The organism is Streptomyces sp. NBC_01571 (genome assembly GCF_026339875.1).
Taxonomy (GTDB): Bacteria; Actinomycetota; Actinomycetes; order Streptomycetales; family Streptomycetaceae; genus Streptomyces.
On sequence record NZ_JAPEPZ010000010.1, the window covers coordinates 1 to 23665 of the forward strand.

Sequence of the window (23665 nt, forward strand, 5' to 3'; positions counted from 1 at the left end):
GGAGCGTGTCTCGGTAACGAGCAAGGGGCTCGCTGGCCGTGATCGATGGGATCGGTCGCGGCCGTTTCGTGTGCACCTGTGAGGCCGTGGTTGGGTCCTTCCCGGCTGTTGTTCGGCTGGTAGGGCCTGTGGCGTGGGCCGGGGGCCTGGCTGGTCAGCCGGCCTGGGCGGCGAGCCCGGAGTGTCGGAAGATCTTGCGGAGGTTGTGGCAGGCGGCGAGCAGTCGCCACTCACCGCGGGCGCCGTCCTCGCCACGCAGGAGGAGCTGGCGGCCGTTCTGGCAGGTCATGACCTGTCCGAAGACAGGTTCGACGATGGCTTTGCGGCGGCTGTATGCCTTCCGGCCGGGTTTGGTCCGCAGTTTGCGGGCCATGCGCTCCTTCAGCGTGGCGTCCTTGGGGATGCGTCCGCGTGGAGCGGGCGGGACCTGCTCGTCGTGGGCGAGTCGGCCGGTGGCCATGAAGGTGTCGGTGCCGCAGGCCAGTTGGCGCTCGTTCGCGGCTTCGAGGTTGGTCTCGGAGCAGTACCCGGCGTCGACCAGGGCCTGCTTGGGGTGGATGCCGGTGTTGTGGGCGGACTGGTCGAGCATCGTGGTGTAGTTCAGTGCGTCGGAGGGGTTGGTCGTCACGTCGGCGGCGGTGATGACCTGGTGTTCTTCGTCGACGACGGCCTGGGCGTTGTAGGCCTGGATGTAGGCGCCGTCGCTGTTCTTCATGATCCGCGAGTCGGGGTCGGTGAAGTTGGCCTGGGCTTTGGGCTTGGGACGGGCCTTGGCGGCGGCCGCTTCCCCGGCGTCGGTGACGGCCTGCTCGTCGCTGCTGGCGGCACGTTCCTGACGGCGGCGTTCCTTGTCCTCGGCGTGGGCGCGGGCCTTGGCGGCGGCCTCGGCCTCGATCTGCGCGCGGGCGGCCTGCAGCTTCGCCAGGCGTTTCTCACGCCGGTCCAGCTCGGCGGGCAGGTCCGCCTCCTTGCCGTCCACGCCGAAGGTGTCGTCCTCGGCTTCGTCGGCGGCCTCGGCGTCGGTCAGCAGGGCGTGGGCCTTCGCTTCCAGAGCGGCGATCTCGGCCTCTATCCGCTCTTCCTTGTCGACCAGGCGGCCGTAGCTCATCGCCTTGTGTTTGGAGGCGCTGGCCTCCAGTTTCGTGCCGTCCAGCGCGACGCGTCCCATCTTGACCATGCCGAGTGTCTGTGCGAGGTGCAGGGACTGGGTGAACAGACCGGCCAGCGCGTCGAGGTGGCGGCGGCGGAAGCGGGCGATCGAGCGGAAGTCCGGTTCCTGGCCGGCGGCCAGGAACCGGAACGCGACATCGTCGGCCAGGCGGCGCTCGATCGCCCGGGAGGAGCGGACGCCGGTGGTGTAGCCGTAGATCAGCAGTCGTACCATCAGCCGCGGATCGTAGGGCGGGTAGCCGCGCTTTTCGGTGTAGTCCGCCAGGACCGGTCCGAGGTCGAGCACCTCATCGACCAGGTCGGCGACGAACCGGGCCAGGTGGCCCTCGGGCAGCCAGTCGTCCAGCGACGGCGGCAGCAGCAGGACCTGATGCGGATCGAAGGGCCGAAACGTCTTGTCCACCGCCGCCAGCTGACCCTGCGGCCGCTTCTTCCCGACCGGCTCGACCTCGAACAGCCCCTCGCCACCACGCATACCGTGATCATCCCGTATGAATAATCACGAACCGCAGGCGGGTTGCCGGTTACTGAGACACGCTCCTAGCCATCGCAGGGGCTGGGGTATGGCAGAGCGCAGCGAACGACAAGCAGGAACAGCAGTACAAGGAGAAGGCAGCCGCCTATAAGGGCGTATCAGTTACACAACTGAACATCGATGGGGTCAAGACCGAAGCCGCAGCGTCATGGAGCAGAGAGGGCCGGTCCGTTGTCCTGTCGGTGTGGGTCGACTGGCGAGAGAAGCCGAAGCTCGTCCGTATCGACTCCGGCAACCAGACGGCGAAGGAGCAGACGCAGCCGCTCGAGTCGGGGCAGTTTCCCATGCCCATTCATCTGGAAGTGAAGGTGCCGGTCAAGGACCGCTACCAAGCGGTCCGGCTGATTGTCGCAGTGGGCGGGTCCCAGTGGAAAAAGGACTCCCGGGCCCCGCACCGTGCGATCGAGTTTCACCCGGACCGGACGGCCATCGACACCGAAACTGGTAAGCACCTCAAGCAGTACTATTCGCGGCTGCTTTGACCACTCTGGTACGCGCAGCTGGCACTCTGCTGCTGATGCTGACTGCCCTCACAGGCCACCTGCAACGCGCTTCTATCGTCTACGGCCCGCTCCCTTCAAGGTGCGGGCCGTAGACGTGTCTGCACAATTTCCGGGTGTTCCGCCTGGTCCTCGCCCACCGCCACGGCACGGTGGGCGAGGACTGGACAGGCCGCCCGGCCGCAGCACCATCCCCGCCAACCCGAAGGAGAGATCTCGCGTGGCAAAGGGCCCCGCCGTCATAGGTGTCCTGACCGAACCCCCGAGACCGACCTGGTGGCGCCTCAACCGCCACAAGGCGCTATTGGTCGTCGGCTTGCTGGTCGGTTACTGGATCGGAACCCACCTGCACGGCACTGCGGAACCACAGCCGGACACCCCGAGCCCGGGCCGCACCGCTCCCGGCTCGCAGCACACGCACACCGCCCCCGGCCCGGCCTGACCTCACACCCAGGGATTCCCTCCTGCGCCCCGCCCCGCCGCTCCTGGCAGGGCGGGGCGCAGTCCTGTCTGCCCATCGACGTCTGGAGGACCTGCCCGTGCTCATTCCTCGCCCGCGCCGCCGGATCGGCCGGCCCCGCCCGCAGCGCCCCGGCCCCCGCTACCCGCAGCGTCCCGTCCGGCTGCCCGACGTCTGGAGTCGGTGATGGGCGGCATCAGCGGCGTCACCTTCAAGGATCACGAGCTGCTTTCGGCGTACGACTGGGGAACCGCCCCCGAAGGCTTGGCTACCCGCCGCCAGTTACGCGCCCTCGGGCTGCGCCCCGCAGGGCAGGAGCCGATCGTGCTGCGCTGCCGCCCGTGCGGGTTCTGGCCTGGCCGCATCTGCACCCGGCCGACGTACCTGTACCGGATCGACCGCGCCAAGCCGGTCCGGCCGATGACCCTCGCGCAGGAGCGGGCCCTGGACAAGGCGATGGAAGCACGGACGCGTTGCCCCAAATGCCGTCGCCGTTACCACCACTGCATCCCGCTGCGCACCCTCGGCAGCTGCCTGGAATGCCACGACGGAACCCCCGCCGACCCCACCACCTACATACCCGCGCCCGCCCACCAGCTCGCCGCCTGACATCCGAGAAGACGACCGACATGAGGACCGCCCCTCGGCTGCGCACCGTCCTGATGCTCGCTGCCACCCCGGCCGCGGTCGTGGCGACGGCCGCGGTGCTCACCGCCGGGCACCGGTCGCTGTACGCCGACCGGCACCGCATCGAGCTGGCCCCCAGGCCCCGCCGCTCCTGCCCCGGCTGCTGGGGCGCCGGCGGCTGGTGGACCAGCGCCCGTTCCCGGAGATGGAAGCGTGCGGCTTGCCGTGCTGCACAACTCATGACCATCCTGGACACGTCCTTGCGCACCTCCCGCGCCAGGACATCTGCTGACCATCGCCCACAACGTACGTCACGGGGGTACCAGTCGGCGAAGTCCTCGTCGTCCCACAGCCCGTCCAACCGGTCTCTCACCCACATCGCCGTAGTGCCACCCGGGTTGCTCGCCCGTGCAATCCGTGCGGTCAGAGAGGGGACTTGCTCACCGGAACGGGGGCGGAGCGACAACGGGCACCTCGACGATTCCATCGGTCACCGGAACAGCCCGAGCATGCCCGTTGATCACGCTGCCGCACTGAGAAACTCCAAGATCCCCGACAGAGTCAAGCTCAGCGACCGCATCGGGGCAGCCTCAGCCGACCTGATCGACGAGCAACCAGAAAACTACAATGATCTGCTGGCCAGAGTCACTGACGTCATTAAGCAGCCGCACCCGCTGTGGTCCGATCCGGCACGTGCCGACCAGATGAAGGCGATGCTGGACACGCTGCACCTGCGGAGTATCTACCTTGCCGACGACGTCCGCGTGGTCAATCCGGGCGGCTACAAGGAGAGAGCACACGGCGCGAGATCGACTACGCCCACAGCCTCGGCAAGCCCATCCGCTACACCGAACCAGCCTGACACACGACAACGCCCCGGCCCCGCCGACTCAGTCGCGGGGCCGAGGCGTCTTTGAGTTCCGGAGGCGGAGGCAGGTCAGACCGGCTGCTGCTCTTCCTTCAAGCAGGAACGCCCGATCCTCCTCAGGATGCTGCCTGCGAAAGGTCGTCAGCCAGGTAAGCCCTCCGAGCCTGATCAACCTCGGGGTGATGGTCAGCACCTTCACCCCCAGACCGACCAAGCCGAGTGCAGTGAGCCGGGCTTTGGGCTCCTAGGGGGTCAGGCCGTGTCGTAGTGGAAGTCGGTACATTCCTGCGGTCCGTCAGAAGTGCCGAGGCATGCCTGGTACGCGACCTGCGTCCCCTCCTTGATCGCGTAGTTCACCGTGACCGGGCTGCCGGCGTAGCCGTTCCTGTTGACCACCTCGGGATATCGGGACCAGGTGCCGTTGAGCAGCGCCCACAGGTATCCGGCCGTAGCCCTGCCGTCGGCCTTGTAGTCGTGCACGGTGAAGTGCTCGCCGTACGAGGCGAAATCCACCGCCGCCTCTCCACCGGCCGTCGCCACGGTCCCACTGGCAGACGCCGGACCAGCGGTCACCAGCCCCGCTGTGCAGGCAAGAGCCGTCGCCCCGAGCGCCATCCCTACCTTCCAAGTCTTCATGTCGGTTCCTCCCGCCACTGCGGAAACCGCAGGGACACACTCGATAGTTGGGGACGGCCCAGGGGACCAAGCCGCCCGGCTTGCTCACCCAGATTCGGGGGAACTGGCGCCAACTGCCCAGGAAGCGAGCCGAATTGAGGACCTCGTGGGACGGCCCGCCTTCTGACCTGCAAGAACAGCGCTGTATTTGAAGCGCGGCCGAGACGCGACGGGACGAGCCAGTACCAACCCAGCTCGATCCGAAGTTCGGAAGGGTCGCCGTCCGCGAGGCACGGCCCACCCGCGGCACCATCGAATCCCATCAGGCACCGGTTGCCGACGACACAGCCCCCGCCAGACCTGGCTTTCTGGCCTCTACACACTCGACTTCACGGTGTGACCGCTGGCCGGCCCCCCGTTGGGCTCGCGCCGCGCCGCGGACCGACGCCACCGGCCGGACTCCTACCGCTCCGCAACCTGGTACCCCGCGTGAGGTGAACAACAGCGGGTACGCCCACTTACTTGCAGGTGGTCGGCAAGAAGTGGCCTGTCAGTACGCGGCCACTCGGCACAAGAGAGACCGGGAAGCCTTCACGCACTCGATGTTGTCCGCGGACAACAAACCACCTGCTCGTCCCCCTCCCCCGGTTCCTCCTGGAGTGCACCCAGCCCGTTTGTTGTCCGCGGACAACAAACCGTCGTCCGTCCACGCCCGCCTGCCGATCCGAATACTGAAACAGCCCAGGGCTCCAGGAAGTGCTCGTGCACGACGAGCGCCCTCAGAAGTTCTCCGATGTCGATGGGCGGCGGCCGATGGCCTGTGTGTGCGCGCACCAACGGACCACCATGATCCCGATGGCGACCCGTGACAACCTCAGGTCGTAGCCCGGGCACGACGCGCCGAACCGGGGCGGTCGTGACCTCAGATTGAGCTGATCTCAGCCACCGGCCCGGGCACACTCCCCGACGAGTCCTGCTTAGGATCGATCCTGACGAAGAATCGAACAGATCGAACGACCCTTGCATTAGACGTGGTTGCCGCGAAAGACCGATGTTCCACATCTCCGACATCGGGCTCAAGGCACAGGTCTCAGCCGGAAGCACTCTGGGTGCCGGCCCGACGGTTCGTAGCAGGCTTCAAGACGGCTGAGTTTGCTGCCGTTGAGCATAGGAGTCGTGACGGAACCTTCATCCATGTCCCGGACTTGCACTCGTTGAGAGCCACCACCCTGACCTGAGATCTCGATTACGTCTCCGATGCCCGCTCGCCACAGCATCGCCCACACTGCATGGCACTGGGCGCTGTACCTGAAGCCCAGCAACGCACCCACAGACGTCCGATACGGCTCCTCAGAGCCGATGTCCTCGACCTCTCCGGATGCCGCGCAGCCCATCATCAACGGATCCCGCCCTGCACACGTCTGGCCTTCGCAGCTCTGAGCCGGCGGCACGGAGTGTGCAGACTGCCGTGTGGGAGCCTTCGCACCCGTGCCAGGCATGGCTGTCACCACTGTCGCCGCAGCAGCGAGACCCAGCACGGCCGCCGCGGCAAAAGCCCACCAACGCCAACCGAGGTTCCACTTCGTCTCCTGGCTGACAGCAGCGCGATCCGCGGAAACGCTGCCAGTGGCTGGCCGCCTGTCCCCCTCCCCCGGCATCACCGTGGGCGCTGCCGCCTGCGCGCGCCCACTCCACTCCTGGTCGGCCAGTTCCCACAGCGCCAGCAACCGCCCCGGTGGCTCCCCCGCCACGGAACACAGGGCAACGACAGCTGCGCGCGGGGCGAGCTGATTTCCGTTGAGATAGCGCTGCCAGGACGACTTGCTGTACGCGGTGCGCTCTGCCAACATCGCCATGCTCAACCCGGTGCGAGCCTTGAGTTCCTGCAGTGCTTGCGCCAGCCGGGCACAGGCCGGTCGTGTGCTGTCTGTCATTTCCGCAGGACCTGCCACGTGTGCAGCCCCACCACACCATCGGTGTACAGGCCGGCCTTCTTCTGCAGGAGCTTGACGGCCCGCGCGGTGTTCGCGCCGTAGACACCGTCCACGCCACCGGGGTCAAAGCCGTCGTGCTGCAGCAGGCACTGAACCTCCACGACGTCCCAGCCCTGCGACCCCTGCCCGAGTACTTTGACACGGGCGGTGCTGTGACCCGCGTACAGCTGCCCCTTCTGCCGCTTGAGTGGGCAGATATAGGTCTTGCCCGGCTGGTAGACGAACGCCGCCGCCGAGGCGGAAGCGGGCGCTGCCTCCTTCGTGCTTCCGTCCATATGGCTGCCGCCCTTCCAAGGAGCTGCCACCAGCAGTCCGGCGATGAGCGCGCCCAGGACTACCACAGTGCCAGTACCGATCAGTACTGCGGGACGGACGCCCCTCGGCTCGGAGACAGCCGGCTCAACTGACGTGCCGGCTACCGGCTGCCAAGCCTCCGCGGCCACCTCATGCAAGACCAGGACCCTCGTCGCATCGACGCCGGTCGCATGCGCCAACGCCTCCACCGCCTCCCGCGGCGGTAGCGCCCTTCCGTTGAGATACCGCTCCCAGGAGGAACGGCTGTACCCCGTCTTGGACTGAAGCGACGTCAGGCTCAGACCACTTCGGTCCTTCAGCCAGCGCAGCTGAACGACCAGCTTCTGCGCTCGTTCATCGAGCGACGTCGGTAACGCCTTCCAACGCGACATGTTCCACCCCATACGCGCTGAGCTGTCAATCCCCAGATTTCGTAGAGACGTTGGTTATGCGGCCCGGTCTTGTTGATCGGGCCGAGCTCGCGCTTGTTGGATGATCCGTTCGAACTCGACGGGTGGTTGCCCGCTGGCCGCGCTGTGGCGTCGTTTGGTGTTGTAGAAGTCCGCGATCCAGGTGGCGGTATTCAGTCGCGCCTCGGCGCGGGTGGCGAAACGGTGTCGGTGGACGTATTCGACCTTGAGGACCGAGTGGAACGACTCCGCGGCAGCGTTGTCCAGGGCGGAGCCGACACGGCCCATCGACTGCACCACGCCCCACCTGCCACAAAGCTGCCTGAATGCCTCGGAGTTGTACTCCGATCCGCGGTCGGTGTGGAAAATGACGCCGTCCACTTGGCCGCCTCTGGTCGCGATCGCCATCTGCAGGGCGGCGCTGACCAGCGTCGTGTCGTGCCGGTCGCCCATCGCATAGCCCAGGGCCCGGCGGGAGAACGCGTCGTGCACGCTCGCGAGGTAGAGCTTGCCCTCGTCGGTGTCGATCTCGGTCATGTCGCCCCACCACAAGATGTTCGGCGCGATCGCGTCGAACCTGCGCAGCACCAGGTCACGTGCCGTCTTCCGCTTCCCGGGACGGGTCAGCGAACGCCGGCGGCGTGGTGGCTTGCGGCCCTGCAGGCCGAGCTCGGCCATGATGTCGGCGACGGTGTTCTGCGATACCTGCCAGCCCTCCTCCCACAAGTCCAGCGTGATCCTCGGCGAGCCGTAGGTGCGGCCCGACCGGTCGAAGAAGTACGAGATCCGCTCGGCCAGCAGTGCCCGTCTGACCTCGCGTTTCGTCGGCTCGGACGGTCTGCGTCGCCACTTGTAGAACCACGCCTCCGACACCCCCAGGGCTCGACAGGAGGTGCGATGCGGAATCTTGAAATCGGTCCTCTGGTCGCTGATCACCCCGACGAGCGCCGCCGGGTCCGCAACAGCTACTTCACCCACAGGACCATGCAGCGTTTGAGGACATCACGCTCCATGACCAGCTCCTTGTTGTCCCGCTTGAGCTGGGCATTCTCCCGTCGCAACCGCGCAAGTTCCTCGCTCTCACCCGTCGGACCGGCCTTGCCGGCCGCCCGTGCCCTCGACACCCAGGTGGCCAGCGTCGTCTCGTTGATCCCGAGGTCCTTCGCGACCTGTGGGATCGGCTTGCTGGTCTCCGCCACGATCCGCACAGCCCCCTCACGGAACTCCGCGTCGAACTTCCGCCTCTTGCCCGCCATGACCCTCAACTTCCCCTGCAGTCACGGTCTCTACGCTACGAGGGGAAGGTCAAGCCGACACCCGTACGTCAAGATCTACATCCACACCGTGTTCGACGACTGCAAGGGCTACATCCACCTCTACTGACACATCGCGCCGACCGGCACGGAACCTCGCTGCGTCGCCGCAGGGAGAGTCGCGTACGGGCCCGGGAGCCGCTCGCTCGAAGCCCCAGCACCGTGCCGATCAGCGGTGCCTGGCAGCGCACCTGGCGACAGCGCCTCGCCATACAGACGCCTCGGTCCCGTGACCACGTCACGGGACCGAGGCGTCTGAGCGTGTCAGAGCGAATGCCGAGGTGGCCGATCAGCCAGAAGCGGCACCTGCAGAGACGCGTTCCTCGAGCAACTGGGTCAGCTCCGCCAGCTCCTCAGCCGTCAGGTGTTCGGCCAGCTCATCGACGATCTGCTGAGGACTGCGGAGCACGATGGACGGCGCCACGGGCGTGCTGCCTGCTTGCTGAGCAGGGACCGAGGGCGAGGAAGACCGGGAGGCCTTCACGCCCTGGTTGTTGTCCGCGGACAACAACGCCTGTGCAGGAGCAGCCTCTGGTGCCTCGGGTAGCGTTCCGTCGGGCGCGGCAGAGGAGGGGTTCTCTGCGTCTGGTTTGTTGTCCGCGGACAACAAACCGGTAGGCCCGTCATCCTCCCCCGGTTCCTCCTGGGGTGCATCCTGCTTGTTGTCCGCGGACAACAAACCGTCGCCAGCGCCGACCCCGTCGGCTGCTCGGACGGCTTGTACGGCCGCGATTTCCTCGGCACGCTTGCGCGCGGCGAGATCCTTCAGGTCCTTGAGGTAATCGAGCAGGCCAGCCGCATCCACGCCTGGGTTTTCCTTGCCGTGCCGCGCCAGAGTCCGGCCATCGCGTTCCGGGAGCTCGCCGGAGCTGAGCATCGCCTGCAGCTCATCTGGGAGTTCGAGCAGACTCAGCTGGTTGGTCACCCACGACCTGTCCTTGCCGAGGCGTTCCGCGGCACGGGATCGCGCGCCGCGCTCAGACTGTTCCCCGCAGACGATGACGAGCGACCGGACACCGCGCGCTCGTTCGATGACGTCGAAGTCTTCGCGCTCCAGGTTCTCCTGGAGGAGATGGTTTATGAACGCCTCGCGGCTGGAGGCCAGGTCGTCGCGGACAACGAAGTCCAGGGCGTCCATGCCGACATGGACGGCGCTGCGGAAGCGTCGCTCGCCGTTGACCAGGACGTGGGCAACCTCGCCGATCCGCTCGGCGTGGTCGGGCCACAGGGCGAGGTAGGCGGTGCGGGACACGGCGACGCACGCGGCGAGCTGGGCCTGGCGCAGTTCCTCGCCGAAGCGTGTCTTGTCCTCGTCGGTGCCGAAGTTGCGGCGCGGGTTGAGGGGAGTGGGGGAGACCTCGTCCAGCCGCAGCCGGACCAGCTCGTAGGTGGGCACGTCTCCCTGGGTCACCGCCTTCGCGCGACCGCGGGCGCTGCGGGTGCGCCGCGCTTCACTGAACGAAGATCCGGTTCCCAGCCGGTCGGCGACGCTCATCCGCTGATCCTCCGTGCGATAGTCCGCATTGCTTCTGCCTGTTCGCAGTAGGGGGCGTGCGCGAGCAGGGGAGCCTTGACCCGCACTGCCTCCCGTTGGTCTTTCAGCTCCGGCACGATGGCCAGCACCGGCGGCTCCCCGATCTTCTGCCACTGCTCGAGGGATGACGTCGCCACGTAGCCCTTGCGGCTGTCGTACATGTTGACCACGAAGCCGAGCTGGACGATGTCGACGTCCAAGTCCTCGACCAGGTCCTGGATTTGCTCCTCGAGCATGTCGTACGCATCGGCCGACGAGTCCTCGGACAACACGGGAATGACGATGCCCGACGTGCCTGCCTCTTCGCCGTCCCGGGCACGGCAGTAGTAGATCGCCGTGTCCATGCTGTAGCCGAGGCTCGGAGGGCAGTCGACGACGACGAAGTCGAAGTCCCCCTCCAGCGGCTCCAGCGCCTTCTCCAGCGCGGTCTCCTTGATACGCACCACGCGGCTGGTCGCGAGCTTGGCGTCCAGCAAGAAGGCGTCCTTGCACGCAGGGAGGAGCCAGAGATGGTCCTCGAAGTCGCCACCCCTTATCGGCACGAGCAGGTCCGCGAGCTCCCCGTCCTTGACCTCACCGAGCATGTGCTTCGCGAGGCTCGGGCTGTCGATCCCGATGAGCGGGTGACCGAGCTGCTTCGTCAGGTGCCCCTGAGGGTCGAAGTCGATCAGCAGAGTGCGGTGACCGGACTCCGCGAGAGCCTGGGCAACGCCCGCCGACACAGACGTCTTGCCGACCCCGCCCTTCTGGTTCCCGAAGATGATGCGCCGCGCGCCCGAGCTGCGCTGCGGCTTGGAACGCGGCGAGGGGTGTTCATCCAGCCACAGCCGGATCGACTGAGCGATGCCCTGGTTGTAGCTGATGCCGCGGGCCTTGCAGTCCTTCTTGAGCTTGTCGTACAGCCCAGCCGGCAGGTACGTCGCGAAGGACGTACCACCCGTGGTGTCGACGAGCGGCCGGCCCTTGGCCTTACGCCACGCATCGACGCCCTGCGTCACGGCATCCTGAATGTCGGTATCTGCCTCGGCTGCGCGGACTTTCAACTCTTTGCGCAGCGCCGCAGGCAGCTTGGCGACTACCTTTTCCCGATCACTGGGGTCGTACGGAGCGGTCATGGCGCTACCTTACTCACCCGACGTCCGGTATGACAGCAGGACCCCAGGTGTCTCGAGTTGTTGTCCGCGGACAACAACTCCCGATCGGTGAAGACGGATCCCGCGCGCCTCTCGGCAGAGGTCGCCCGATGCGAGACCAGAGCCGACACGAACGGCGTTCGAAGACTTCTGGACACCTCCCGCTTGATGCGCTGACCTGCAGATGTCCTGAAAAAGCCCAAACAGTACATCGGATCCCAATACGGCTGATCCTTTGTCAGTGCCCGCCGCCAGCATGGTGATTCGACGAGACGAAGGACCTATGGGGGGATCAGATGCCGTTTATTCGGCCCTATGTGCGATCCGACGGGACGCCTGTACGCGGCCATTCACGATGGGCACCGGGCGCACGCCGAGAGATGACCATCCTCGCCTGTGTAACCCTGGCCGTAGTCGCCTTCGGGCACAACGGAGGCCAAGCCGCGCAAGACACCGGCCCGCAGAAGTCGCCCGGCCACTACCCGGTTACCTCCAACCAGAGCACCGGTCACGCACCCCGCGTGGCCCAGCCGCGCCCCACGGTGTCGTACCCCATCAAGTTCAACACCGCGAAGACCAAGCGGAAGCGGCCCGCACCGGCCGTCTCCTACCCCATCGACTTCTCCACCCTTGGCAGCAGCCGGTGACCCGCCGGCCGCCCGCCCGGCGACCCGCACGCCGCCCAAGCCGGCGCCGCAAGCAACAGCAGGACACTCAGCTCGTCGCCGCAGGCGTGGCCGCGGCCGCCGCCATCGGCCTTGTGGTCGTAGTGGTGAACTGGTTGCTGGCGCACTGGTGGATCCTGCTCGCAGCCCTCCTGCTGGGGGCGTTGGCCGCCGGCGGATGGTGGCAGCAGCGCCAACAGCGCCTGGAGTGGGAGCGGGTCAAGCAGCGCGCCCTCCGGTACGCGATCTCGCAGCTCGACGCACTGACCCACCAGCAATTCGAAGTCGCCGTCCGAGACCTGATGCGACGCGACGGCTGCTCAGACGCCCTTCGCGTGGGAGGTAGGGGAGACCTCGGCGCCGATGTGAAGGCCACCGATCCTCACGGCCGACGCTGGGTCATCCAGTGCAAGCACCGCCGAAGCGGTAACGAGGGAGCCGCAGTCGGCACACCCGACCTCCAAGTCCTCAACGGAACCGGACGCCCCGTCCACAAAGCCGACGTCGTCGTTTTGGTGACCAACGGGCGGATCACACAGCCCGGCCGTGACTTCGCACGCCAGCAACGCCTCCACCTGGTCGACCGGCAGGTGCTGGCGCAGTGGGCCACGGGGAGCCGCCCTCTGTGGGAGCTCCTGCCGCTGATCCCGCCGCCACGAAGGCCGACAGCCCTTTCCTGAACCCTGACGCCGGCTGACCTCTTCCTACCGCGCCCGGCTTTCGATGTCCGAGCCAGCCACGAGCGTGAGCACATGCTGCGGCTTGCAGTAAGCCTGCCAACCCGGCCGGTCTGTACGGGATGACAGAAACATTCTGAAGGCGGTGAAGCCGGCGCGGCTCGTGGATGTCAGTGCCGTGGTTTACGGTCACCACGTTCCTGCGGGGACCGTTGCGCTCTCGCCTGGCCTCTTTGGCTGGCCAGGCGAGAGCGGCGATGCCCGTTTCCCCCAGTGTTCGGCACGAGGACGGGCCCTTCCGGATGGAAGGTCCGGAGGCTTACGCCGGTTACACCAGGCGTGGTTGCGAAGGTGACAGTGTCCCCGGGCCTCACCTCTAGCCCATGAGGAAGATCGTTCGGCTGAAGCCTCATGGAGCCTTTAGCCGCGTAGGCGACCGCCCTTCACAGTCACGCATGTAGCCCCGGCCGGGACCGACACCGGACCGGGGCTGCATGCGTACGGGAGCGCAAGGTGGTGACCTGCCGTGCTCGGGGCGATGGCCAGGTGCAGTGGTGCCGGCGGTTGCGCACACCACGCCGCCCTTGGTGACGCGTTGCCGTCGCGGTGTTGCCCGGGCGCGAGAGTGAGATCTGTACTGGTACCTGGTGGCGTCCCGGAGAGTACGGGCGCCCCCGTGATCATCGGGACGTCCGGCGCTCACAGCGCAGCGCTGGTGCGCACCACCGACCTGGTCGCGGCCGGGGTGGTGTGGCCCGGAGCCGGATTCGTGCTGGCTCCGGGCCGTCTGCTGTCCAGCGTGCGGTTGTCGGTTGCCGAGTGTTCAGTGTCCGAGCAGGGGTACGTCGATCTCGCCCAGGTGGTAGGCGCGGACGGCCTGGACGAGTTCGTCGACGGAGAGCTGGCCGTCGCCGTTGGCGTCGATCTGGCGGAAGGCGTCTGCCGGGGTGACGTTGGTGACGCCGATGGCGTCCAGCCACGTCTTGAACTCGCCGGGGTTGACCTGGCCGTCGCCGTCCACGTCCACCAGCTCGACCATGGCCCGGATGACCGGCTTGACGACCCGGCTGAAGCCGGCGCCGCCGTTTTCGAGGACGTGCTCCTCGGCGATGTGGTTGAACTGCTCGGGGGTCAGCGCGCCGTTGTGCTCGTCGATCCCGGCCTTGTCGGCGAAGAAGGCCCACATGCCCAGGTAGGCGTCGGTGAGGGAGCGGCCGGCCGGGGAGACGGGTGCCTCACCGAAGGCCTGCAGGATGCGCTTGGCCTCGGCGTCCCAGTCGGCGCGGTCGATCTGGCCGTCGCCGTTGACGTCCCAGCTGTCGAAGCGCTGCTGGATACGGTTGAGCTGCACGGAAGTGGTCATCTCGGAGATCTCCCGGAGGTTCGTCCGGGCGGGGCCGGTCCAGGACAGGGCCGGCCCCGCCCGGGGACATGTGCGAAGCGCCCACAGCATCGGCTCGGGCACTGCATGTCACGGTAGTGACGCTTCGGGTGGCCTACCGGGTGTGCGGGCCCATGTGGGTGACGGCGTGGACGCGGTGCCGGTTCTGCCCCGGACAGCGTCCATTGGACGCAGTGAAAAGCGGCTGTCAGGAGTGGCTCAGCACGTTGCCGCTCCTGGCCGCGTGGGTGACGCCGCCAACACGCTGCCTGGATGCGCAGCCAGTTGGTATGAACGGCCGACATGGTCGCGGTCGGGGTGGTGTGCCCGTTGGTGTGGCCGGGTAGGGAGTCGACCATTCCCCCTACCGTCTCCCCTACCGTCTCCCCTACCGATCCCCCTACCAACTCCCCTACCGGCACGTGTAGTAACCTCACGCGTGTTCGTGCAGGTCAGACCCCTTGACCAGGCCCGACCATGCGTCCCGACAACCCTCTCTCCTCTCCTCCTGCCCCTTGCCTTGTGTGTGATGTCAGCGGCAGGTGGCAGGGTGGTGCGGCGTCGAGTCGAGAGGGTCCGGCGGGTTCGCGTGGGTGCGCGGCCCGGCGCGGCCGGTCCGCGGCCCCGGGCGCCTGTCGGCGCCAGGGGCGGTGAGGCAGGGGCCGGGAGAGGACGTGGGTGTGGGTGGTTCGTTGACGTATCCGTACGGGTCGACGAGTTCGGTGCGCGGTCACGTCCTCGCGGCGCTCGGTGTGCTGAAGGTGGCGAGCGCGGATCAGATCCGCCGGCTGATGTGTCCGGGGCACAAGGACAGCAAGGGCGTGCGCAACGCCTGCCTCGACTTGGCCAAGCACGGACTGACACTCTCGGAGGGCCACGCGCGGGACGGGCAGAAGCTGTGGGGCCTGACCCCGCTCGGCATCACCGCCGCCGCGGAAGCACTCGGACGCCCGGCGGCGGACATGGGCGGCAACGCGCGCGGCGCGGCCCGCTCGGGCGCCCCGCACGCGATGGCCGTCAACGAGACCGTCATCGCCCTCACCGGCACCCAGCCCGCCCCCACCCGCCCGATCGCCCGCGCCAGGCCAACGACCGCTACAGGGACGCCAGCCGAAGCCGCCGCGCCTGCCGTCCCCACCGTGCCTGCTGTCCCGCCAGGGTTCGGGTCGGTGGCGTCGTGGGCGACGGAGGTGGTGCACAACCTGCCCGGTGTGAGCCGCACGCGTCCCTCGGTCCGTACGGACGCGGTCCTGCGGGCCCCGGAGGCCGGCCTGCCGGTGCTCCTGGTGGAGGTCGACCGGTGCACGGAGGCCGACGACGTCCTGGCGGCCAAGTTCGCCCGCTACCGCGAATTCTTCCGCGTGCAGGTGAAGGACCACTCGATCGCCGTGGCCCACGGGGGTCAGGGCGTCCCGCTGTGGCAGAGCTACTACCCGCCGACCGGCCGGGCGGGATACCCGCCGATCCTCGTGGTGTTCGACCCCGGCACCCGGCTGGGAGAACAGGCGCTGAAGAACCGGATGAACCGGGTACTGGACCTGACCCGTGACCACTGGACGGGCACGTACAAGGGGTTTGGCACCTACGGCAGCGAACGGTCGGACGGCTACTACGACTACGACGACGCCATCCCGATCCTGTTCACCACCCTCGACCGCATCCAGCAGTCCGGCCCGCTGGCCGCGGTGTGGTGGCGCTGCGGACACCGCCGCTGGGAAACCCTCACCGACGCCCTGGACAACCCCAAGGACGCCCGCGCCTGGCGCCGCCGTGAAAAGGAACGCCACAAAGCCCAGCAAGCCCGGGAAGCGAGGGAGCGAGAGGAGCGCCGGGCGGTTGCCGACGAGGGCTGGGGCCGGCCGCGCGTGCCCGCGCAGCCCGAACCCGTGCTCCCGCCCTGTCAGACCTGCGGCGGCCCGCTCGGGGGGCTGGGCATTGACGATCCTTCCGCCTCGCCGCCGGACGGCCGCAACTGCGCATCCTGTCGCGACGTCGACGCAGCCATACAACCCCCGATGGGACTGTTCAAAGCCCTCTTCGGCCGCCCCGACAAGGACGCCCCGCCCCGGCCCCCAGCCGGGCTGTAAAGGGAGCCTTGAACTGGCCGCCGGCAGACGGCCGTTGAGCGGCACACTCACGCACAAAGCCCCCGTGGCCTGTGCAACGATGATCCAGGCGCCCCACCCACCCAGGGGCGCCTCCTGCCGTGCGCAGTCGTTTCGCCCCCCGCCGGCGGCTGCGCACGGCGCCCCTGCAGCCCAGGCGACGCGGTGTCCGAACCCCTCGCCGGCCGCCAGGACATAATCACGCTGGCCGTGCGCAGCCCGCCCGTCGTCCGCTCTGGAGGGCTGCGAACGGTCCCCTGGCCGCTTGAAGCTGGTGAGCCGGGCCCCGGAGTGGGTTCCGGCGCCGGGACCCGGCTGGTGCGCCATCACAGGGAGGTGGTCTGGCCGCGCTCACGCGGGGCGTCGGAGCGGGGGGCGGTCGCGGTCGTCATGGTGAGGGCCCTGCGCGGACACGCCGTGGACTCCACGTCGGGAGCTTGCCTTCGCAATACACCTTACGGATTAACCGGCGGCATATGCCATGCGCGCCGCGGCAGGTGCCGCTGCGGAGAGTGCTTACGTGGCGGGCGGTACGCAGGGCCCGGCTCGGGGCGCCCACCCTGCGCTTCGACCAACCGCGATGAAGGAGCAAGACGTGAAGTCTCTGTCTGGCGTGAAGCGGAAGATGGCGCTGGGGGTCACGACGCTGGCCGCGATCGCCGTCTCGGCCGTCCCGGGATCGGCGGCGCCCGCCCCCGGAACCCAAGGCGGTTCGGACCACTGGGGAGTGATCACCCGCAACACGATCGGCTCACCCGTCGCCGCCCTGAGGAACGGCCCGTTCGGTTCCTTCGGCGTCACGGGCCCGTCGGCCAGGCCGCCGTACGGAACGGGCAGCCTCGGCATCGAGGTGGGGGACAACTCCACCTCCCTCACGCCGCCCAGTGAGAAGGTCGACTTCGGCAACGAGGTCGACTTCTACGGCAACCCGGTACTGGGGCTGACCAAGATCGGCTTCCACGTCTTCCAGACCGGCGAGAACACCTCGCACGGCGGCCCCGGGAACATGCCCAACATCAGGTTCGAGATCAACCCGCGCCTCACCGCGGCACCCGCCACCACCTACTCGTCAATGGTGTGGTCGCCGCCGGCCTCCCCGGTGACGGACCGCTGGAGTCCCTACCTGGACGCCACCACCACCGGCAAGTGGTTCCTCACGGGTGCGGCGGGCACCGCGACCGGCTGCAACCAGAGCACCCCGTGCACCTTCGCCCAGCTGAAGACCGCCCTCAACGACGGCGGATCGGCTCCGACCATCTACACCGCCGCCGTGGGCAAGGGCCGCGACAACCTGTGGGCCGGCGCCGTCGACGGCCTGCGGATCAACCGGAGCATCTACGACTTCGAAGCCAACGGAGTCAGGACTCTCCGCGCCAACTGAACCGGCCCAGCACCGATTGGCTGCTGCCCCTTCGCGACCACCCGCATCCACAGCCCCGGCCGGGACCGACACCGGCCGGGGCTGCTCGGCAACGGCAGCAGTGCAGGCCCGTGGGGGACCCTGTTGCCCATTCGGGTTGTGGGCTGACAGCGGCTTGATTGTGCTGGCACGGTTGGTGCTGCGGCCGGTTCCTTCCTGATCCCCGGTCGCGGGGTGGGAGTGGTCGTGTCGTTGGAGCCGCGGTCGTGGCCGGAGCCGGATCCCGTGGTGACGCGGGCGGTCCGGGCGAAGAACTACGGACGCGCGGTGCCGTTGCCGGTGGCGGTGCGCGACCGGCTCGGGGAACTGTTCCCGGACGAGGAGTTCGCGGCTGCATTCGGCAAGACGGGGCCGGCGGGTTGGTCTCCGGGGCGCCTGGCGTTGGTGACGGTGTTCCAGATGGCGGAGAACTTGACGGACCGCCAGGCCGCTGAGGCGGTGCGTGACCGGCTCTCGTGGGCCTACGCGTTGGGGCTGGGGCTGGAAGACACCGGCTTCGACTTCACCGTGCTGTCCCAGTTCCGCACTCGGGTAGTTGAGCACGGTCTGGAGGAGAAGGTCCTGGACCTGCTGCTGACCCGTCTGAAAGCGCAGGGTCTGGTCGGGGCCGGGGGCAAGCAGCGCACCGACTCCACCCGTATCGTCTCCGCGGTGCGGGACCTGAACCGCCTGGAGCTGGCGGGTGAGTCGGTACGCGCGGCAGTGGAGGCGTTGACGGTGGCGGCCCCGCACTGGGTCGCCGGCGTGCTGGACGTGCCCGGCTGGTCGCGTCGCTACGACACCCGCATCGACACCTGGCGCATGCCCTCCTCCGCCACCAAGCGCGACCAGCTCGCGCTGACCTACGCCCGCGACGGCCTCGCCCTGCTCAGCTCCGTCTACGATCCGCGCTCCGAACCCTGGCTGCGCGAGCTGCCCGCGGTGCAGACCCTGCGCACCGTGCTGCTGCAGAACTACACCCGCACCACCGCGCAGAACGGACGCGAGGCGGTGGCCCGCCGCACCAGGACCGAGGAGGGCGGCGACGGGCTGCCGCCCGGCCATCTGCGCATCGCTTCCCCTACGACCTCGACGCCCGCTGGTCCGCCAAGCGCGACACCTTCTGGAACGGGTTCAAGCTGCATGTGAGTGAGAGCTGCACGGATGCGCCCGAGAAGGAGCGCACCGCCCCGAACCTGATCACGAACGTGGCCACCACCGCCTCCACCGTCCCCGACACCAAGGCCCTGGACGGCATCCACCAGCAGCTTCAGCGCCGCGGCCTGCCTCCGGGCGAGCACTACCTCGACTCCGGCTACCCCAGCGCCGAACTGATCGTGAAGTCCCGCAAGACCTACGGCATCACGCTGATCACCCCGGTTCTGCTCGACCAGTCCCGCCAGGCCCGCGCCGCCCAGGGCTTCCAGGCCGACGCGTTCACCATCGACTGGAAGTACCAGCAGGTCACATGCCCCCAGGGACAGACCAGCTCCTCCTGGAGCCCGTGCACCCAGCACGGCCACCCGATGATCGTGGTCACCTTCACCAAGCCGACCTGCGGCCCCTGCCCGGTCCGCGAGTTATGCACCACCAGCCGCCGGGGCTTCCGGCAGCTCACCTTGAACCCTCGCCCGCTGACCGAGGCCCTGCGCACCGCACGCGCCGAACAGGCCGACCGGGACTGGCAGGACGCATACGCCCTACGCGCCGGTGTCGAGGGCACCATGCGACAAGCGATCGCCGTCACCGACAGCCGCCGGGCCCGCTACCGCGGCCTGGCCAAGACCCACCTCGAGCACGTCCACAGCGCCGTCGCCCTCAACCTTATCCGCCTGAACGCCTGGTGGAACGGCAGGCCACTCGACCGCCGCCACACCAGCCACCTCGCCCGACTCGAACTCAGCCTCGCCGCGTAACCGAATGGGCAACAGGGTCGTGGGGTGCGACCCGGCGCGGCTCATTCGCCGGCCGACTCGCGCGGTGCGTGCCGCAGGAGCTGCTGATCGAGCTCGGTGCGAATGTCGGAGCAAAGCTGCCCGCTGCGGGCCCAACCGACGATCAGTTCCGCCACGTGCCCGAACTTGATACCGGCCCCCTCCGAGACGCCGCACAGCACATCCCGGCCCTGCTCCGGCGTCAGATGTGCCACTGCCAGGATGACGCCGACGGCCTGGTCCACCACGGCATGCGAACGCATCGCTTCCTCGAGCTGCGCATTCTCCCCCCGCAGCTCCGTCACGCGCCGGCCATCCCCCTGCCGCAGTTCCGTCACCCGCTGCGGGTTCTCCTTCGGCAACGTGCGCACGCGCTGCCCCCCACGCTTCCTCGGCGTGGTCGGCTCTGGCCCTTCGGGCTGGACGGTCACCGCGCCTCCACGTCTGCTCCTTCGCCTGGTCACCCCTTTCTGCTGCCCTGGCGTGCCGCCCGCCACCCGCAGAAAGAGGACTTCAGAGACCTAGATCACCACGTGCGAGCCGGCCTCGCGAGCGGACCGTAGCCAGCAACGCGCCAACGCCACGGGAAAAGGGGAGAACGCCTGGAAGCCCGGATCGGGCACCGGCCGCGCGCCGTGCAAGGCAGCGACTTCTGCTGCATGTCACCATCCCAGGTGGGCGCCCCGCCACGCACTGCACAGTCACCAGAGGCGCCCTTCATGCCGTGCGCGGCCTCCGCCCCCCCGAGCAGGCCGCGCACGGCGTCCCCTCACCCGGGCGGGCCCGCTGACCGCGAAACCGGGCTGCCAACTGCCCGCCAGGCGGCGCGCTGTTCACGACCAGCTCCAACGCGGCGAGAATCCCAGTCCGGCCGGTGAGGACCCTGTTGCTGCGCATGTTGCTGACACAGCTGCGTACACCGTTGCTGACATAGCTGCTGTCACCGTTGCGCAGACTTTTGTCAAGCAGGAACGAAACGGCAGGTCAGCCTGCGCGCACGGACCGGTGTGGGGTCTGACATCCCCCTCAGCACTCTCCTTTCCCGTCCCTCCCAGATGGTCGGGACGGGAAAGGAGCGCACCTCGGGGGATCGGGGCCCTCAAGGGGTGGGGCTGAGCGTCGGCCGGTGGCTCCGCGCTCCGGCAGGCAGTGCCTGCCACCACCGTTGACCGGCCGCCGGAGGCGCTACCAGCGCATGCCGAGGTCATCGAGCTCCGCACGGCGCTGCTCGCTCAGCTTTCCCGCCCTGCGGCGTGCGTTGTCGAGAAACGCTCCGAGCTTGACCTGCTCGCCCGCGACGTCCTCCACCGCCTTCCTCGGCACCCGCAGATGCCCCTCGCGAGCGCGGAACTGGCGGGCGGCGGCGACGTTGGCCGCCCACCGGTCGTCCTGGGTCCGCCGGACCGGCGCCACCGCCTCACCATCAGCCGGCGCTCCGACCCCAATCGATTCCAGCAGGAACCGCTGCGCGGGCATCAGCCGCTCCCACCCGACCCGCTGCGCCACGACCCACGCCCCCAGGTCCTCGCCCTGCACGACCAGCTCCCCACCCACACCCGGGAGCTCACCCCCGGCACGGACGTGAGCGAGAGCGAGCCTCAGACTGCGTTGCCACCCGATCTCCCACGCCGGACACCACCCCGGATCCACCTCCGCCAGAGCCTCCATACGGCCCTCAGACAGCTCCCCGGCATACGAGAGGCCCATCTCCCCCGCGAGGCGCCGTTCAGCGTTCTCCACCGCCTTCTTGGCCGCTGCACGCTGATTCTTGGCCCACACCCCCAGCGGGAACGCATCCCACACCACGGAAGCGGCGGGCAGGAAGTGCCCGTGCACGGCCGCGTACGCGCGGGCCACATCCAGGCCGGCATCCCACGCGGAAGCGTGCACCGACCAGACCATGCCCAGCCTCTCCAACTCCGCCACGCGTGAGGCCTCCAGCGTTCCGGCCGTGTAGTACCGCCGCTGGTCCGCGATCCACGCCCCGAGCGGATGCGACCCGACTGAGGACCAGTCCTCCGGTGTGACGTACGTGAACGGCACCCGCAGCTCCGCGCTGCCGGTCTCGCGTAGCCACCTGGTCGCGGCCTCGATGCCACGCCGCCAGTACGCGCCCTCGGGATCGATGACCCGCAGCTGCACGAACTGGGTGAGCGCGGCCGGGTCGCGTTCCTCGGTGAACCGCAGCACTCCCGCAGCCCGCGACGACACCCGCACCGCCTCCGAGTCGACGCCCTCCAGGACCTCGTCGGCCCCGTCCAACTCGCCGCCCTCAGCGTCCTGTTCGGCCGCCGGTCGGCTGTTGCGCAGACGAGGGTCCGCGAGCGCCTCGATCGTGTCCGCGTCGTGCGCCCGGAGGGCTCCGAGGACCTTGCTCAAGGTGCTGTAAGCATCCGAAGTGAGCAACGCATTCGGATCTTCACCCGGCCCGAGGAACACCGGAACCACCAGCGAGGCCAGTTTTCCACGCCCCGGATGCAACCGCAGCGCACGCCCCACCATCTGCACAATATCGACCATCGAACCGCGCGCATCCGAGAAAAGAACAGCATCACACTCGGCAGTATCGACACCCTCACCGAGAACACGAACAGACGACAAAACACGAAACTCGGCACGCACATTCTGTCCCTCGAATTCAGGACCACCGAGGTAATCGGAAGCGAATTCGTCCAACACCGCCCGGCGGTGCCCGGGAGCGTGCTCGCCATACAGCCACTCCGCCCACACCTGCTCCACAGGCGGGTACACGTCCGGCTCCTGCTCCGCTAGCCGGGCCGCGACCGCCGGCACTGACACGGCCATCGCCTCCGCCTCACCCACCCGACTGTGAAAGCTCAGCACACGGCGGAAGCGTTCCTCCACCGCCGCATGCATCAACCCCGTCTGCACAGCCGCCAACCGCGCGCCGCGCACCGCGTCAGAACCTGTGTCCTCGCTGGTCAAAGCCGCGTACAAGTCCGGGTCACGGATGTCCAGGCACAGCACCTGATAGGGCGCCACGATCCCCCGGCTAACCGCCTCCGACAAGGTGAGCTTGTACGCCACCGGTCCGAAGACGGGCGAGCCATCCTCCATCGACGCCACCAACCGCGGCCGCTCACCCTCCGCCTCCCACACCCGCGCCGTCGCCGTCATATACAACCGACGCTCCGCCGGAAGCTGCGCCTGGTCGTGCACGGCTGCCCAAGGCTTGAGGCCGTCGCCGCTTGTGCGGTGGGCCTCGTCCACCACCATCAGGCTCCATACGGGCAGACCAGCCGCGTGAGCGCGCTGGAGGATGCCCAGCCCGACGGACGCGTACGTCGCGAACACCGTGACCGTCTCCAACCCGGTCACCCACGCGAGGAGTTCGTCTGGGTCGGTCGTGCAGGGCAGGCCCTGGCTCTCCTCAGCCCTCAGCGAGCAGACGCCGATCATCGCTCCGGTCCGACCGGCACGTCGCCAGGCGCCGGCCATCTGCGTCAGCAGGTCCAGCGTCGGCACCAAAACCAGCACCCGGCGGGCGGAAAGCCGGTTCGCAGACTCCACGCCGATCAGGGTTTTACCGGATCCTGTGGCGGCAATTACCTGTGTCCGCAAGCCATCCGGAGGAATGCGCCCTCCGAGAGGAACGCCGAGAATGCGAGCGACGTTATCGACAGCCTCGACCTGATGCGGGCGCAATTCCATCTGAGTCACGAGAGTCCAATGCTCGGAGTACGGAATGGTGACGGTTCTTGACCCCAGATTTCATCCAGTCTCCGGAATGACGACTTTCACCATCCGGGACACCGAGGAATGAGAGGCACCTAGCTATCATCCCAGAACCAAGCCAGCTTGATAAGTGACGCACGCGCGTTGACCGGAACCGATCGAACCTTACCGGGAGTGACCATCCGTCAGGCAACGCGCCCCCGCAGCGCCCTTCCCTGCTGCTGCGTCTTTCCTGGCGGGCCCGGAGGGTCCGTCAGGTCCGCCATATCGCGGAGCGATAGGGCCGGCCGGAACGGAGTTCCGGCTCCGCGCGGAGCGCGGTGAGTGCCGCGTAGCGGCACCGCGTCGAGTCTGC

Annotated in this window: 22 protein-coding genes; 11 read left to right on the forward strand and 11 right to left on the reverse strand. The window is 68.2% G+C overall.

Annotated features, from left to right (window positions below; genetic code table 11):
• Nucleotides 1-154: 154 nt before the first annotated feature.
• Nucleotides 155-1573: an IS1182 family transposase gene (locus OHB41_RS51645; protein ID WP_526025027.1), complete on the reverse strand. Its 1419-nt coding sequence runs from the start codon at nucleotides 1571-1573 to the stop codon at nucleotides 155-157.
• 314 nt (nucleotides 1574-1887) lie between these two features.
• Between OHB41_RS51645 and OHB41_RS51650 the strand changes: the two genes are divergently transcribed.
• The 4 genes from OHB41_RS51650 (at nucleotide 1888) to OHB41_RS52910 (ending at nucleotide 4209) form a co-directional block, all read left to right on the forward strand.
• Complete coding sequence (locus OHB41_RS51650; protein ID WP_266709710.1) at nucleotides 1888-2187, forward strand: hypothetical protein; 300 nt, start codon at nucleotides 1888-1890, stop codon at nucleotides 2185-2187.
• 238 nt (nucleotides 2188-2425) lie between these two features.
• Nucleotides 2426-2647, forward strand: coding sequence for a hypothetical protein (locus tag OHB41_RS51655; RefSeq protein ID WP_266709712.1), 222 nt, complete (start codon nucleotides 2426-2428; stop codon nucleotides 2645-2647).
• 204 nt (nucleotides 2648-2851) lie between these two features.
• On the forward strand, nucleotides 2852-3274 hold the full coding sequence (locus OHB41_RS51660) for an RRQRL motif-containing zinc-binding protein (RefSeq protein ID WP_266709714.1): 423 nt from the start codon (nucleotides 2852-2854) through the stop codon (nucleotides 3272-3274).
• A 527-nt stretch (nucleotides 3275-3801) separates the two neighbouring features.
• Nucleotides 3802-4209: a hypothetical protein gene (locus tag OHB41_RS52910; protein WP_526025130.1), complete on the forward strand. Its 408-nt coding sequence runs from the start codon at nucleotides 3802-3804 to the stop codon at nucleotides 4207-4209.
• A 203-nt stretch (nucleotides 4210-4412) separates the two neighbouring features.
• Here the strand turns inward: OHB41_RS52910 and OHB41_RS51670 are convergent, their stop codons facing one another.
• The 5 genes from OHB41_RS51670 to OHB41_RS51690 form a co-directional block, all read right to left on the reverse strand.
• A complete protein-coding gene (locus OHB41_RS51670) occupies nucleotides 4413-4796 on the reverse strand; it encodes a hypothetical protein (protein WP_266709716.1) in 384 nt (127 codons plus the stop codon).
• A 1055-nt stretch (nucleotides 4797-5851) separates the two neighbouring features.
• On the reverse strand, nucleotides 5852-6709 hold the full coding sequence (locus OHB41_RS51675; RefSeq protein WP_266709718.1) for a helix-turn-helix domain-containing protein: 858 nt from the start codon (nucleotides 6707-6709) through the stop codon (nucleotides 5852-5854).
• A complete protein-coding gene (locus OHB41_RS51680) occupies nucleotides 6706-7455 on the reverse strand; it encodes a helix-turn-helix domain-containing protein (protein WP_266709720.1) in 750 nt (249 codons plus the stop codon). Before OHB41_RS51680 ends, OHB41_RS51675 begins: the two co-directional genes overlap by 4 nt.
• Nucleotides 7456-7509: 54 nt before the next feature.
• Complete coding sequence (locus OHB41_RS51685) at nucleotides 7510-8451, reverse strand: IS3 family transposase (protein WP_266709722.1); 942 nt, start codon at nucleotides 8449-8451, stop codon at nucleotides 7510-7512.
• A complete protein-coding gene (locus OHB41_RS51690; protein ID WP_266708574.1) occupies nucleotides 8439-8729 on the reverse strand; it encodes a transposase in 291 nt (96 codons plus the stop codon). The genes OHB41_RS51685 and OHB41_RS51690 overlap by 13 nt, the downstream gene beginning before the upstream one ends.
• Here OHB41_RS51690 and OHB41_RS51695 point away from each other — a divergent pair.
• Nucleotides 8728-8856 (forward strand): hypothetical protein, encoded by a 129-nt coding sequence (locus tag OHB41_RS51695; protein ID WP_266709724.1) that lies wholly within the window; start codon nucleotides 8728-8730, stop codon nucleotides 8854-8856. The two genes, OHB41_RS51690 and OHB41_RS51695, sit on opposite strands and share 2 nt — an antisense overlap.
• Nucleotides 8857-9075: 219 nt before the next feature.
• Here OHB41_RS51695 and OHB41_RS51700 read toward each other — a convergent pair whose 3' ends face one another.
• Together OHB41_RS51700 and OHB41_RS51705 are read right to left on the reverse strand one after the other, a co-directional pair.
• Nucleotides 9076-10281 carry a ParB/RepB/Spo0J family partition protein gene (locus OHB41_RS51700; protein WP_266709726.1) on the reverse strand — a complete coding sequence of 402 codons (1206 nt, stop codon included), beginning with the start codon at nucleotides 10279-10281 and terminating at the stop codon, nucleotides 9076-9078.
• Nucleotides 10278-11435, reverse strand: coding sequence for a ParA family protein (locus tag OHB41_RS51705; protein ID WP_266709728.1), 1158 nt, complete (start codon nucleotides 11433-11435; stop codon nucleotides 10278-10280). Before OHB41_RS51705 ends, OHB41_RS51700 begins: the two co-directional genes overlap by 4 nt.
• A gap of 398 nt (nucleotides 11436-11833) precedes the next feature.
• On the opposite strand from OHB41_RS51705, the gene OHB41_RS51710 reads away from it, so the two are divergent.
• Both OHB41_RS51710 and OHB41_RS51715 read left to right on the forward strand, forming a co-directional pair.
• Nucleotides 11834-12100 (forward strand): hypothetical protein, encoded by a 267-nt coding sequence (locus tag OHB41_RS51710; RefSeq protein ID WP_266709730.1) that lies wholly within the window; start codon nucleotides 11834-11836, stop codon nucleotides 12098-12100.
• Nucleotides 12097-12798: a restriction endonuclease gene (locus OHB41_RS51715; RefSeq protein ID WP_266709732.1), complete on the forward strand. Its 702-nt coding sequence runs from the start codon at nucleotides 12097-12099 to the stop codon at nucleotides 12796-12798. The genes OHB41_RS51710 and OHB41_RS51715 overlap by 4 nt, the downstream gene beginning before the upstream one ends.
• 820 nt (nucleotides 12799-13618) lie before the next feature.
• Here OHB41_RS51715 and OHB41_RS51720 read toward each other — a convergent pair.
• Nucleotides 13619-14158, reverse strand: coding sequence for an EF-hand domain-containing protein (locus tag OHB41_RS51720; RefSeq protein WP_266709734.1), 540 nt, complete (start codon nucleotides 14156-14158; stop codon nucleotides 13619-13621).
• A gap of 698 nt (nucleotides 14159-14856) precedes the next feature.
• Here OHB41_RS51720 and OHB41_RS51725 point away from each other — a divergent pair.
• The 4 genes from OHB41_RS51725 to OHB41_RS51740 all read left to right on the forward strand — a co-directional run bounded on the left by OHB41_RS51725 (nucleotide 14857) and on the right by OHB41_RS51740 (nucleotide 19596).
• Nucleotides 14857-16263: a replication-relaxation family protein gene (locus OHB41_RS51725; RefSeq protein ID WP_266709736.1), complete on the forward strand. Its 1407-nt coding sequence runs from the start codon at nucleotides 14857-14859 to the stop codon at nucleotides 16261-16263.
• A 613-nt stretch (nucleotides 16264-16876) separates the two neighbouring features.
• Complete coding sequence (locus OHB41_RS51730; RefSeq protein ID WP_266709738.1) at nucleotides 16877-17662, forward strand: hypothetical protein; 786 nt, start codon at nucleotides 16877-16879, stop codon at nucleotides 17660-17662.
• Nucleotides 17663-17887: 225 nt separating this feature from the next.
• Nucleotides 17888-18829: a transposase gene (locus OHB41_RS51735; protein WP_266695978.1), complete on the forward strand. Its 942-nt coding sequence runs from the start codon at nucleotides 17888-17890 to the stop codon at nucleotides 18827-18829.
• Nucleotides 18826-19596 (forward strand): transposase, encoded by a 771-nt coding sequence (locus OHB41_RS51740; protein ID WP_266704082.1) that lies wholly within the window; start codon nucleotides 18826-18828, stop codon nucleotides 19594-19596. The genes OHB41_RS51735 and OHB41_RS51740 overlap by 4 nt, the downstream gene beginning before the upstream one ends.
• Nucleotides 19597-19637: 41 nt before the next feature.
• Here the strand turns inward: OHB41_RS51740 and OHB41_RS51745 are convergent, their stop codons facing one another.
• Entirely contained in the window at nucleotides 19638-20045 is a 408-nt protein-coding gene (locus tag OHB41_RS51745; protein ID WP_266709740.1) for an ANTAR domain-containing protein, read from the reverse strand.
• A gap of 754 nt (nucleotides 20046-20799) precedes the next feature.
• Complete coding sequence (locus OHB41_RS51750) at nucleotides 20800-23286, reverse strand: DEAD/DEAH box helicase (protein WP_266709742.1); 2487 nt, start codon at nucleotides 23284-23286, stop codon at nucleotides 20800-20802.
• Between the last annotated feature and the right edge of the window lie 379 nt (nucleotides 23287-23665).

Excerpts from the sequence above, each read along its gene's own strand:
- OHB41_RS52910 (WP_526025130.1), top strand. The coding sequence starts at position 3,802 with ATGCCCGTTGATCACGCTGCCGCACTGAGAAACTCCAAGATCCCCGAC.
- OHB41_RS51720 (WP_266709734.1), bottom strand. The coding sequence starts at position 14,158 with ATGACCACTTCCGTGCAGCTCAACCGTATCCAGCAGCGCTTCGACAGC.
- OHB41_RS51680 (WP_266709720.1), bottom strand. The coding sequence starts at position 7,455 with ATGTCGCGTTGGAAGGCGTTACCGACGTCGCTCGATGAACGAGCGCAG.
- OHB41_RS51675 (WP_266709718.1), bottom strand. The coding sequence starts at position 6,709 with ATGACAGACAGCACACGACCGGCCTGTGCCCGGCTGGCGCAAGCACTG.
- OHB41_RS51660 (WP_266709714.1), top strand. The coding sequence starts at position 2,852 with ATGGGCGGCATCAGCGGCGTCACCTTCAAGGATCACGAGCTGCTTTCG.
- OHB41_RS51690 (WP_266708574.1), bottom strand. The coding sequence starts at position 8,729 with ATGGCGGGCAAGAGGCGGAAGTTCGACGCGGAGTTCCGTGAGGGGGCT.
- OHB41_RS51750 (WP_266709742.1), bottom strand. The coding sequence starts at position 23,286 with ATGGAATTGCGCCCGCATCAGGTCGAGGCTGTCGATAACGTCGCTCGC.
- OHB41_RS51700 (WP_266709726.1), bottom strand. The coding sequence starts at position 10,281 with ATGAGCGTCGCCGACCGGCTGGGAACCGGATCTTCGTTCAGTGAAGCG.
- OHB41_RS51670 (WP_266709716.1), bottom strand. The coding sequence starts at position 4,796 with ATGAAGACTTGGAAGGTAGGGATGGCGCTCGGGGCGACGGCTCTTGCC.
- OHB41_RS51705 (WP_266709728.1), bottom strand. The coding sequence starts at position 11,435 with ATGACCGCTCCGTACGACCCCAGTGATCGGGAAAAGGTAGTCGCCAAG.
- OHB41_RS51710 (WP_266709730.1), top strand. The coding sequence starts at position 11,834 with ATGACCATCCTCGCCTGTGTAACCCTGGCCGTAGTCGCCTTCGGGCAC.
- OHB41_RS51695 (WP_266709724.1), top strand. The coding sequence starts at position 8,728 with ATGACCCTCAACTTCCCCTGCAGTCACGGTCTCTACGCTACGAGGGGA.